The sequence below is a fragment of the Sphingosinicella sp. LHD-64 genome (genome assembly GCF_031157375.1).
In the GTDB taxonomy this organism is placed as follows: domain Bacteria; phylum Pseudomonadota; class Alphaproteobacteria; order Sphingomonadales; family Sphingomonadaceae; genus Allosphingosinicella.
In genome coordinates this window covers 646,116-657,200 of record NZ_JAVIFV010000003.1, presented here as the reverse complement: position 1 = coordinate 657,200, position 11,085 = coordinate 646,116, and the positions used below count along the sequence as shown (strand labels likewise).

Here is an 11,085-nt window from a genome sequence, read left to right as displayed (position 1 = left end):
GCTCAGCCGCCGCAGCTTTCCCGCACGATCAGCTCGGTCGGCAGCCGTTCCGAGCGCATCTCGCCTCCGCCGGTGTCGAGCAGTTTGGAAACCAGCAGGCGGCCCGCGCGTGCCGTGTCCTGTCGCAAGGTGGTGAGCGCCGGGCGGCTGTAGCGGGCGAACGGCACGTCGTCATAGCCGATCACCGACACGTCCTCGGGGACGCTGATCCCGGCATGAAGCAGCGCCCGGATGGCGCCCAGCGCGATCAGGTCGCTCGCGGCGACGATGCCGTCGAACTTCACCCCGCGCGCCAGCAGGGCGTCGACCGATGCTTCGGACGATTCGACGGTGAAATGGGCCGGCACCATCAGCGCCGGATCGTGGGCGATCCCCGCCTGCTCCAGCGCCTCGACATGGCCGCGCACCCGCTGGGTCACCTCCGGTGCTTCGGTGTCGCCGAGATAGACGATGCGCCGCCGCCCCAGCCGGACGAGGTGCGCCGTCGCCCGGCGGCCGCCGGCGAGATTGTCCGATCCCACCGAGCAATAGGCCTGCTCCGGCAGCTGCGCGCCCCAGACCGCGAACCTCCCCTCGCTCTCGGCGAGCCGGTTGAGCGCATGGTGAAGCGAGCTTTGACCCAGGAAAATGACGCCGTCGGCCCGGCTGGTCGTCATCGCGGCCGACAGGTCGGCGAAGCTGGCCGGCAGGAGATGGCTGACCAGGAGGTCGCAGCCGCGCTCGCGCGCCGCGTCGCTGACCCCGGCGAACAGCTCCAGGAAGAAGGGATCGTCGAGCTGCCCCTCGCGCCCCTGCGGCGGCGGCACCACCACCGCGATCGTGCCGTTGGCGCCGATCGGCCCCGCCGGCATGTAGCGGCGGAACGGATAATCGTGCTCGCGCGCCAGCTTCCAGATCAGCTGCTTGGTGCGCGCGTTGATCGACGGGCTGTCGTTCAGCGCCCGCGACGCGGTCGAGATGGAGACGCCGGCGAGCGCCGCGATGTCCTGAAGCCTGGTCGTGCGCCCGTTCATTCCCGCAAACTTTGCTGCAAAATTTGCAGCACTCTTGGGCAGGGCGCGCGCCTTTGCAAGCCGGATGGAGGCCTTTGATGATCGGACGCCTGATTGCGCTCCTGACGCTGCTGCTCGCGGCGCCGGCCTCGGCCGAGACGGTCGCGCGGATCGCCTCGCCCGGCGGGGTGCTGAGCGCCGAGCTCCAGCTCGATCCCGAAGGGCGGCCGAGCTATTCGGTCCAGCGTCTCGGCCGCGAGATCATCGCCCCGTCGCGGCTCGGCTTCCTGCTGCTCAACGCGCCGAAGCTCGAACGCAATTTCGCGCTCGACTCGCAATCGACCCGCAGCTTCGACGAGACCTGGGAGCAGCCCTGGGGCGAGCGCCGTTTCGTGCGCAACCACTACAATGAGCTGCGCGTCCGCTTCACCGAGCGGACCGGCCTCGCGCGCAGCCTGGACGTGGTGTTCCGCGTCTTCGACGACGGCATCGGCTTCCGCTACGAATTCCCCGAGCAGCCGAACCTGGCCAATGTCGAGATCCAGGACGAGCTGACCGAGTTCGCCGTCGCCGATCCGGGCACCGCCTGGTGGATCCCCGCCTTCGAATGGAACCGCGAGGAATATCTCTACAACCGCACCCCGATTTCCGCGGTCGGCACCGCCCAGACCCCGATGACGGTCAGGACCGACAACGGCCTCCATATCGCCTTCCACGAAGCGGCGCTGATCGACTATTCGGGGATGAACCTCGCATCGATGGGCCACGGCCGGTTCCGCGCCGCGCTCACGCCGGGGACGGACGGCGCCAAGGTGCGGCGCCAGGCGCCCTTTCCGACGCCGTGGCGGACGCTGCAGGTCGCCGACAGCGCCGGCGGGCTGGCGATGAGCAACCTCATCCTCAACCTCAACGAGCCGAACCGGCTCGGCGACGTCTCCTGGGTGCGGCCGATGAAATATGTCGGCGTGTGGTGGGAGATGCATCTCGACCGCGCGACCTGGGCCTCGGGCGACCGCCATGGCGCCACCACCGCCAATGTCCGCCGCCATGTCGATTTCGCCGCCGCGAACGGCTTCGACGGCGTGCTGGTCGAAGGCTGGAATGTCGGCTGGGACGGAGACTGGTTCGGCAACGGCCAGGAGTTCAGCTTCACCCGGCCTTATCCGGATTTCGACCTGGAGGGCCTCGCCGCTTATGCCCGCCGGCGCGGCGTCCAGCTGATCGGCCATCACGAGACCTCGGGCTTCGCCGCTCATTACGAGGACCAGATGGAGGATGCGTTCAGCCTCTACCAGCGGCTCGGTGTCCATGCGGTCAAGACGGGATATGTGGCCGACGCCGGCCAGGCGAAAGTGCGCGGAGCCGACGGGCGCATCCTCTACGCCTGGCACGAGGGCCAGGCGATGAACCAGCATCACATGCGGGTGATCGAGGCGGCGGCGCGCCACCGTATCTCGGTCAACGCCCACGAGCCGACCAAGGATACCGGCCTCAGGCGCACATATCCCAACATCATCGCGCGCGAGGGTGCCCGCGGCATGGAATATTCGGCCTGGGGCAATCCCTCCAACCCGCCCGAGCATGAAGCGAACCTGGTCTTCACCCGGATGCTGGCCGGGCCGATGGACTATACGCCCGGCATTTTCGGCATGCGGACCCGCTCGCCGCAAGGCGTCCAGACGACTTGGGCGAAGCAGCTCGCCCTCTATGTCATCATCTATTCGCCGCTGCAGATGGCCGCCGACCTGCTCGAGAATTACGAGGCCAATCCGCGGCCCTTCCAGTTCATCCGCGACGTGCCGGTCGACTGGTCCGAAAGCCTTGTCCTCAATGGCGAGATCGGGGACTATGTCACGATCGCCCGCAAGGACCGGGCCAGCGAAAACTGGTATCTCGGCGCCGTCACCGACGAGGAGGGCCGCGTCCTGAACGCCTCGCTCGGCTTCCTCACGCCGGGCCGGCGATACCGCGCCCAGATCTACCGTGACGGCCCGAACGCGGACTACCGCGCCAACCCGGGCGACATAGCTATCGAGGAGCGGATCGTCACCAGCACCGACACGCTGACCCTGCGCCTCGCCCCGGGCGGCGGCCAGGCGATCCGGCTCGTGGCGCTCGGCCGATGAGCCGGCTCATCGCCCTCCTCGTCGCGCTGCTCGCGGCCATGGCGCCGGCCTCCGCCCAGGTGACCGGGCAGCTGCAGCAGTATCGCAACTTCCCGTCGTCCTTTGCGGCACCGCGCAACGTGACCGTCTGGCTGCCGCCGACCTATGATCCGGACGGCCCGCCCTATGCCGTGCTCTACATGCACGACGGCCAGAACCTGTTCGAGGGCCGCACCGGCTATGGCGGACAGGAATGGGGCGTGGACGGGGCCGCTGCACGCCTCATGGCGGAAGGCGCGATGCGCCGGACGATCATCGTCGGCATCTGGAACACACCGCTGCGGCTGCGCGAATATGTCCCCGCCAAGGCGTTCGATCGCCTCCCTGCCGGTTACATGGACCGGGTGCGCGGCCTCTATGGCGGCGATCCGCTGTCGGATGGCTATCTGCGCTTCATCGTGCGCGCGCTGAAGCCGTTCATCGACCGCAGCTACAACACCGCGCCCGACCGCGCGAACACCGCGATCATGGGCTCAAGCATGGGCGGCCTCATCTCGCTCTATGCTCTTACCGAATATCCCGAGGTGTTCGGCGCGGCGGGCGCGGTCTCGACCCACTGGCCGCTGATCCTCCCGCCCGACGGCGAAAGCCTCGGCGACGCGGACGTGAACGCCGTCGCCACCGCCTTCGAGACCTATCTGCGCGCCGCGCTGCCCCGTCCGGGTCGTCACCGTCTCTATTTCGACCATGGCAGCGAGACGCTCGACCGCCATTATGCGGCCTATCAGGGCCGGATCGACCGCCTCGTCGCCGCGCGGAGCTGGGTCCGGGACCGCGACTGGATCAGCCGCAACTTCCCCGGCGCCGCGCACAACGAGGAAGCCTGGCGTGCCCGGGTCGACATTCCGCTGCGGTTCCTGCTTCCGCCGATCGCAGCGCAGGAACGCCGGTGAAGCCGCTTGACGGCTGAAGCCGGCGGGGCGCATCCAGACCGAAGGGGGCATGGATGGACCTCGCAACGGAACAGCGGACGATCCGGCGTCGCGCCGGCCTGGCCATCCTGCTGAGCCTCGGCTCATGCACGGCAGCGGTCGCGCTGCTTCCCGGACTCATCGCCCTTCCCACCGGGACGGCCGACCGCATCGCCTTCGCGCTCCAGGCGAGCCTGCCGCAGTTCCTGGCGGTCCTCGTCGCCTTCCGCCTGGTCGCGAGCGGGCGCTTCCATTCCGCCGCCGACATCGGCGGGGCCGCCATCGCGCCGCCCAGCCCGCAGCTCGCGCGCCGTGCCGCCTTCCTCCAGAACACGCTCGAACAGGCCTTCCTGGGGGTCGGCGCCAATCTGGTTCTCGCGGCAGTGGTCGGCGGCGCTTGGCTGGCCCTGTCCCTCGCCGCCGCGTTGCTGTTCCCCGCCGGCCGCTTGCTTTTTTACCGCGCCTATCCGGAAGGGGCGGCCGCCCGCGCCTTCGGCATGGTGCTGACCGCGACGCCGGCGATGATCTGCTATGCGGTCGGCGTGGTGCTGCTGATCGGCCAGCTCGCCGGCGCGGTGCCGCGTCCGGGATAGCGTCAGATAGGCTGGGAGCGGTTCGTCCCGTTCCAGACCAAGACCCGGTCACCCACCCGCGCCACATCGAACAGCAACGCCGCGAATTCGCGGGGGAGGCCGATGCAGCCGTGGGTGCCGATGTCGTCGGCGAGTTCCGGCGAGCCGTGGATGGCGACGCCGTCCCAGGTGAGGCGCAGCATGTGCGGCATCGGCGCGTCGTAAAGGTTGGACCAGTGGTCCTCGTCCTTCTCCAGGATCGGGAAGGTGCCGTGCGGGGTGGGCTTGTTGTCGGCGCCGTAGATCAGGCTGGAGCGGCCGATCTCGACGCCGGCGCGGTAGACGGAGAGGACGCGGCCGCGGATGTTGACGACGATGACGGTCGGGCCCCGTTGCGGCGCGCCCTCGGGGTTCCAGGCATATTCGCCCGGGCGCAGCCAGTGGGGGATGTCCAGCTCGCTGACGATCTCCATGCCACCGAACCGCGGATTGGCGGGCTGCGCCGGCGCGGGTGCCTGGGCGGCGGCGCGCTCCGGGGCCGGGCGGGCCGTGGGCGCCGACGGCGCGTCGGCCGACACGAGGGGCGGGGCGGCGAGCATCAAGCCGCCGGCGAACGCGGCGAACAAGCCCAGCTTGGCGGCGATCCAGAGTCGGTCGAGCGGCATCGCCCAGGCTTTCACGCCGGGCGCGGGCGCGATGCAAGCGGCGGATTCGGGCTGTGCCTCAAGGGGACAGATGTGGAGTGAAACCTTCTTGCCACACTTTTCAGAAAACTGAATCAGATTTCAACTTGAATATTGACTCAGTTTTCAGGGCGCGCCACCTGTCCGCCGAACGCCGAAGAACTCCGAACCGGGGCGCGCTGGCGGGGGGAGGGTGTTTGCCAGGTTTCACCGCATCGGACGGGGCGTGGATCGCCTATCGCGACACGGCACCTTCAGGGGGAGCCGGCACGCCGCTCGTGCTGCTGCACGGGCTGATGGCGCATGGCGGCTTCTTCCGGGAGCAGGCGCCGCTCGCCGACGGCTTCCGGCTGGTCACGCTCGACCTGCGCGGCCATGGCGATTCGGCCGCCGGTGCCGCGACTGCGACGGTCGAGCGGATGGCGGCCGACGTCGCCGAGCTGGTGATCGCGCTCGATCTCAAGGACGCGATCGGGGTCGGCTGGTCGCTCGGCGCCACCGTGCTCTGGCATGTGCTCGCCGGGCCGGCGGCGGCGCGATTCGTCGGATCGGTGGTGATCGACATGACCGCGCGGGTGCGCAACGACGCCGAATGGGATCTCGGCCTCTCGCCCGAGGCCTGCGAGGCGCGCAGCGCCGCGATCCGCGACGATTTCGACAGCTTCGCGCGGGGCGCCGGGCAGGGCATCTTCGCCCAGCCGGTGCCGGCGCACCTTCAGGATGCCGCCGAATGGGCCGGCGTCGAATTCGCCCGCAGCGATCCCGAGGCGATCGCCGCGGTCTGGGCGTCGCTCGTCCGCCAGGACGTGCGGACGCTCCTGAGCCGCATCGCCCACCCGACCCTGATCGTCCATGGCGGCCAGAGCCGGCTCTATGGCGACGACACCGCCGACCATCTGGTCGCGGCCTTGCCCGATGCGCGGTCCGTTCGCTTCGACGCGTCCGGCCATGCCCCGCATCTGGAGGCGCCCGAGGCCTTCAACCGTACCTTGCGAGATTTCGCGGCGCGCCTGTCCTGCGCCCGCAACCCCGAAACGACGAATTGATGAGGAGGAGCATCATGTCCCGCAGATTTTCCAGCCTGAAGCTCGGCAGCGCCCTGATCGCGCTCGCTGCCGCGACCCCGCTCTGTGCCCAGGATGTGCCGCCGCCGGCCGGCGACGCGCTGTCGAACAGCGACGAGGGCGAGATCGTGGTCACCGCGCGGCGCCGGGCGGAAAGCCTGCTCGACGTGCCGATCGCGCTCTCGGTCTATTCCGGCGAACAGCTCGAGGCGCAGGGCGCGCTCGACATCACCGACATCGCCGACACCACGCCGAACGTGACGCTGGAGGCCTCGCGCGGCACCAATTCGACGCTCACCGCCTTCATCCGCGGCGTCGGCCAGCAGGACCCGGTCGCGGGCTTCGAGGCTGGGGTCGGCATCTATGTCGACGACGTCTATCTCAATCGCCCGCAAGCCGCGCTCCTCGACATCTACAATGTCGAGCGGATCGAGATCCTGCGCGGTCCGCAGGGCACGCTCTACGGTCGCAACACGATCGGCGGCGCGATCAAATATGTGACGCGCCGGATGCCGCGCGATCCGGAGCTTCGGGTGCGCGCCACCGTCGGGACCTATGACCAGGCCGACCTCGTTCTGACCGGCAGCACCCCGGTCGGCGACGGGCTCCTGCGGATCGGCGGGTCGGCCGCGCGCCTGTCACGCGGCGGGTTCGGCGACAATCTCACCACCGGCCTCGAAAACTACAACCGCGACATCTGGGCCGGGCGCCTGGCGGTCGAGGTCAACAATGACGACAACCTCTTCGTCCGCATCCAGGGCGATCTCACCCAGGACAATAGCGAGCCGCGCGGCGGCCACCGGCTGATCCCCGGCCTGGTCAGCGGCACGCCGGTGCTGGAGGACGTCTATGACAGCCGTGGCGGGCTGCTCGATCCGGAGCAGGACGTGCGTGCCTGGGGCGTCAGCCTGTTCGCGGAGGTGCAGCCGGCCGACGGCTGGACGCTGCGCTCGATCACCGCCTATCGCCGCGACCGCAGCAACACGCCGATCGACTTCGACGCGCTGCCCGCGGTCGACGTCGACGTGCCGGCGGTCTATCGCAACAGCCAGACCAGCCAGGAGCTGCAGGTCCTCTACAATCGCGGGCCCTTCAACGGCCTGATCGGCTTCTACTATCTCGACGCCAATGCGGAGACGATCTTCGACGTGCGCCTGCCGGGCGGGGTCACCGCGCTGACCTTCGGCGACGTGGAAACCCAGACCTCGGCGATCTTCGGTGATTTCACCTATGATCTCTCGCCGCAGTTCAGCGTCTCGGTCGGCGGCCGCTACACCTGGGACAAGCGCACGTCGGACATCCTCAGGCAGACCTTCCTTGGCGGCGGTTCGCCTTTCTTCGGCGGCGGCGGGATGCTGTTCGCCACGACTTCGGACTTTACCGGCACGGCGGACTTCGAGGAGTTCACGCCGCGTGCCTCGGTGAGCTTCAAGCCCGCCGAGAACCAGACGATCTATGCGAGCTATTCGCGCGGCTTCAAGGGCGGCGGCTTCGATCCGCGCGGCCAGACCTCCGCGTGCCGGAACGCGACCGGCGGTCTCTGCACCCCGCAGGAGATCTTCGACTTCATCTCGTTCGATCCGGAGACGGTAACCAGCTACGAGCTCGGCTATCGCGCGTCGCTCTGGGACCGGCGGGTGAACTTCAGCCTGGCGCTGTTCCATGCCGATTACCGCGACGTGCAGGTGCCGGGCTCGATCGGCACCACGGTCGGCGGGCAGCAGACCTTCATTGGTGTCACCACCAATGCCGGCAAGGCGCGCTTTCGCGGCGTCGAGTTCGAGGGCAATGCGATCGTCGCGCGCGATTTCGGCAGCGAGGGCGATTCGCTGAACTTCTCCTGGTCGCTCGGTTATCTGGATGCCGAATATCGCGAGTTCATCGATGCCCGCGGCATTGATGTCGCCGATCGGCGGGCGATCCAGAACACGCCGGAATGGACGGCGAGCGGCACGCTCAACTATGGCGTGCCGGTCGGTCCGGGCCTGCTGAACTTCATCACCACCCTCTCGTACCGCAGCGCCAGCCAGCAATTCGAGCTGCGCACGCCGGGGCTCGACCAGCCCGGCTATGCGCTGTGGGATGCGAGCCTGGTGTGGCGTTCGGATGACGACCGCTGGTCGATCGGCCTCCATGGCCGCAACCTCACCGACAAGCGCTATATCGTGTCCGGCTACAATTTCCTCAATCAGGATCCGGACACGGGTGCTTTTGAAGGCAACGGCGTGGGCGCCGGCTTGCCCGCCAACGTGCCGGGCTTCGATCCGACACTGGGTGCGGAAGGCGTGCTCACCGCCTATTACGGCAACCCGCGACAGGTCTATCTGTCGATCGGCATGAACTTCTAGCTTCGTCATTGCGAGCGCAGCGAAGCAATCCATCGGACGCGGCGGTTCCTGGATTGCTTCGTCGCTTCGCTCCTCGCAATGACGGGCGAGGCGCAATCCAAACACCTGGGAGTCTTCATATGGCGGGGACGAGGAAAGCGGCGAGCCCGGGCGGACGCGTCCTCCTCATCCTCGTCCTCGCCTACATCTTCAACTTCATCGACCGTCAGATCATCGGCGTGCTGGCGGTGCCGATCAAGGCGGAGTTGATTCTCAGCGATCGCCAGCTCGGCCTGATGGGCGGCATCGCCTTCGCGCTCTTCTATTCGGGCCTCGCCATTCCGATCGCCTGGTTGGCGGACCGCAGGAGCCGGGTGAAGATCATCGCCTTGTCGGTGGCCTTGTGGAGCGGCTTCACCGCACTTTGCGGTTTCGCCCAGAATTTCTGGCACCTGTTCCTTGCCCGCATGGGCGTCGGCATCGGCGAAGCGGGCGGCGTGGCCCCCTCTTATGCGCTCGTCTCCGACTATTTCCCGAAGGAGAAGCGGGCGCGGGCCCTGGCGCTGTTCTCGCTCGGCATCCCGATCGGATCGGCGCTCGGCGTGTTCTTCGGCGGCTGGATCGCCAGCAATCTCGACTGGCGCTCGGCCTTCATCATCGTCGGCCTAGCCGGTCTCCCAGCGGCGCTGCTGGTGCGGTTCGGTATCAAGGAGCCCGTGCGCGGCGGCTTCGACAGCGTTGACGGCGCCCCCAGCGATCCGGCGCCGCCCTTCGCCGAGGTCGCCACCCGGCTGGCCCGGACGCCCAGCTTCTGGCTGCTCTCCTTCGGCGCCGCCTCCGGCTCGATCCTCGGCTACGGACTGATCTTCTGGCTGCCGAGCTTCTTTTCCCGCAGCTACGATCTGGAGCTCTCGGAAGTCGGCTGGTTCTACGGCTCGATCGTGCTTGTCGGCGGCGTCGCCGGCACCTGGCTCGGCGGCTGGCTCGGCGACCGTACCGGTCCGTCGGACCCCGGCTCCTATGCCCGCATTCCCGCCATCTGCTTCCTGATCACCGCGCCGGTCTTCGCCGCCGGCCTGTTCGCCGGGTCGCTCGCCATCGGCTGGGTGTTGTTCGTGATCGGCCAGATGCTGGCGCTCGCCTGGCTCGGCCCGGTCATCGCCGCCGTCCAGCATATCGTCCCGCCCAACATGCGGGCGACCGCTTCGGCCAGCTTCCTCTTCATCAACAACCTGATCGGGATCGGCTTCGGCATCTTCTTCCTGGGGTTTATGTCGGACGCGATGACCGCGACCTATGGCGAGGACGCGCTCAGATATTCGATCCTCTACGGTTTGGGCTTTTACCTGCTCAGCGCCTTGCTCTACTTTGTCGCCTCGCGGCGGTTGAGGAAGGACTGGTATGGCCATGAGGCATCCCTTTCGGAATAGTGCGAGGCTCGGCGTCGCAGGCGCAGTCGCGTTGTTCGGTCTTGCGGGAGCAGCCGTCGCGTCCTCCGACAGCGGCTATGCCGGCTTCCGGATCAGCGATGCCGAGGCCGATCGCTACCTGTCGCGCGCCTGGACGGTCTGCATCGACCGGGCGGTGAGCACCGTCGACATGCGAGACTGTTCGTCGCAGGAATATACCCGGCTCGATCGGCGGCTGAACCAGGTCTATCGCGACCGGATGACGCGGCTCGCGGCGCCGGCCCGCATTCGCCTCCGCGACGCGCAGCGCGCATGGCTGAGGGTCCGCTTCGATCATTGCAGGGAGGGTGGGACCGGCGGGACCGCCGACCTCCTCAACACCGACGGCTGCGTCCAGCGCGAGGTGATCCGCCGGATCGCTTGGCTGGAGCGGTACCGGGGGTCCTAACAGGCCAGGGAGTCCGACGTTTGACAGGGTCCGGATGCATTTTGGCCGGACTTCGATTGCAATATGCCGCCCTTGTGCCCAAGGGCGGGCAAAAAGTGGGAGGCGGAATGATGAAGGCCGTTCTGTTTGCACTCGCAATGACCTTGGCCGCCTTTCCGGCTGCGGCCCAGTCCCCCGGCCAGGCGACCGCGACGCCGTCGCGCGAACTGTTCCTGATCCTGTTCAGCCCGGGCCCGTCCTGGCGGCCGGGCGTGCCGATGCGCCAGCAGGACCTGCGCGAACACGCCGCCTATCACGACCGGCTGGTGCGCGAGGGGCGTGGCTTCGCCGGCGGCGGCTATGTCGGGATGGACGGCGGCATGGCGATCGTTCGCGCCGTCGACCTTGCCGAGGCGCAGGCGATCCTGGCGGCCGACCCGGCCATCGTCAACGGCGTGTTCGCGGGCGAACTGCGCCAATGGCGGCCGCGCTTCCATACGGAGCGGCCGCTGGTCGAGGCCGCGCGCTGACGCCT

10 protein-coding genes are annotated in these 11,085 nt (G+C 68.4%); 8 read left to right on the top strand and 2 right to left on the bottom strand.

What is annotated here, in order from left to right:
- Positions 1 to 2: 2 nt before the first annotated feature.
- Positions 3 to 1,013, bottom strand: coding sequence for a LacI family DNA-binding transcriptional regulator (locus tag RCO27_RS11160; protein WP_309002750.1), 1,011 nt, complete (start codon positions 1,011 to 1,013; stop codon positions 3 to 5).
- A 77-nt stretch (positions 1,014 to 1,090) separates the two neighbouring features.
- On the opposite strand from RCO27_RS11160, the gene RCO27_RS11155 reads away from it, so the two are divergent.
- From RCO27_RS11155 to RCO27_RS11145, 3 genes are read left to right on the top strand one after another with little or no spacing between them, the layout of a single operon-like run.
- Positions 1,091 to 3,118 (top strand): glycoside hydrolase family 97 protein, encoded by a 2,028-nt coding sequence (locus tag RCO27_RS11155; protein ID WP_309002749.1) that lies wholly within the window; start codon positions 1,091 to 1,093, stop codon positions 3,116 to 3,118.
- Positions 3,115 to 4,050: an alpha/beta hydrolase-fold protein gene (locus RCO27_RS11150; protein WP_309002748.1), complete on the top strand. Its 936-nt coding sequence runs from the start codon at positions 3,115 to 3,117 to the stop codon at positions 4,048 to 4,050. Before RCO27_RS11155 ends, RCO27_RS11150 begins: the two co-directional genes overlap by 4 nt.
- 53 nt (positions 4,051 to 4,103) lie before the next feature.
- Positions 4,104 to 4,661 carry an MAPEG family protein gene (locus RCO27_RS11145; protein WP_309002747.1) on the top strand — a complete coding sequence of 186 codons (558 nt, stop codon included), beginning with the start codon at positions 4,104 to 4,106 and terminating at the stop codon, positions 4,659 to 4,661.
- A gap of 2 nt (positions 4,662 to 4,663) precedes the next feature.
- Here RCO27_RS11145 and RCO27_RS11140 read toward each other — a convergent pair whose 3' ends face one another.
- Positions 4,664 to 5,305 carry a L,D-transpeptidase family protein gene (locus tag RCO27_RS11140; RefSeq protein ID WP_309002746.1) on the bottom strand — a complete coding sequence of 214 codons (642 nt, stop codon included), beginning with the start codon at positions 5,303 to 5,305 and terminating at the stop codon, positions 4,664 to 4,666.
- A gap of 215 nt (positions 5,306 to 5,520) precedes the next feature.
- Here RCO27_RS11140 and RCO27_RS11135 point away from each other — a divergent pair, with 215 nt between their 5' ends.
- The 5 genes from RCO27_RS11135 (at position 5,521) to RCO27_RS11115 (ending at position 11,080) form a co-directional block, all read left to right on the top strand.
- Positions 5,521 to 6,369, top strand: coding sequence for an alpha/beta hydrolase (locus RCO27_RS11135; protein WP_309002745.1), 849 nt, complete (start codon positions 5,521 to 5,523; stop codon positions 6,367 to 6,369).
- Between the two features lie 14 nt (positions 6,370 to 6,383).
- On the top strand, positions 6,384 to 8,735 hold the full coding sequence (locus RCO27_RS11130) for a TonB-dependent receptor (RefSeq protein WP_309002744.1): 2,352 nt from the start codon (positions 6,384 to 6,386) through the stop codon (positions 8,733 to 8,735).
- Between the two features lie 119 nt (positions 8,736 to 8,854).
- Positions 8,855 to 10,144 carry an MFS transporter gene (locus RCO27_RS11125; RefSeq protein WP_309002743.1) on the top strand — a complete coding sequence of 430 codons (1,290 nt, stop codon included), beginning with the start codon at positions 8,855 to 8,857 and terminating at the stop codon, positions 10,142 to 10,144.
- Positions 10,145 to 10,175: 31 nt separating this feature from the next.
- On the top strand, positions 10,176 to 10,571 hold the full coding sequence (locus tag RCO27_RS11120; protein ID WP_309002742.1) for a lysozyme inhibitor LprI family protein: 396 nt from the start codon (positions 10,176 to 10,178) through the stop codon (positions 10,569 to 10,571).
- Between the two features lie 107 nt (positions 10,572 to 10,678).
- A complete protein-coding gene (locus RCO27_RS11115; protein ID WP_309002741.1) occupies positions 10,679 to 11,080 on the top strand; it encodes a YciI family protein in 402 nt (133 codons plus the stop codon).
- Positions 11,081 to 11,085 lie beyond the last annotated feature (5 nt).

Excerpts from the sequence above, each read along its gene's own strand:
- RCO27_RS11160 (WP_309002750.1), bottom strand. The coding sequence starts at position 1,013 with ATGAACGGGCGCACGACCAGGCTTCAGGACATCGCGGCGCTCGCCGGC.
- RCO27_RS11155 (WP_309002749.1), top strand. The coding sequence starts at position 1,091 with ATGATCGGACGCCTGATTGCGCTCCTGACGCTGCTGCTCGCGGCGCCG.
- RCO27_RS11150 (WP_309002748.1), top strand. The coding sequence starts at position 3,115 with ATGAGCCGGCTCATCGCCCTCCTCGTCGCGCTGCTCGCGGCCATGGCG.
- RCO27_RS11145 (WP_309002747.1), top strand. The coding sequence starts at position 4,104 with ATGGACCTCGCAACGGAACAGCGGACGATCCGGCGTCGCGCCGGCCTG.
- RCO27_RS11140 (WP_309002746.1), bottom strand. The coding sequence starts at position 5,305 with ATGCCGCTCGACCGACTCTGGATCGCCGCCAAGCTGGGCTTGTTCGCC.
- RCO27_RS11130 (WP_309002744.1), top strand. The coding sequence starts at position 6,384 with ATGTCCCGCAGATTTTCCAGCCTGAAGCTCGGCAGCGCCCTGATCGCG.
- RCO27_RS11125 (WP_309002743.1), top strand. The coding sequence starts at position 8,855 with ATGGCGGGGACGAGGAAAGCGGCGAGCCCGGGCGGACGCGTCCTCCTC.
- RCO27_RS11115 (WP_309002741.1), top strand. The coding sequence starts at position 10,679 with ATGATGAAGGCCGTTCTGTTTGCACTCGCAATGACCTTGGCCGCCTTT.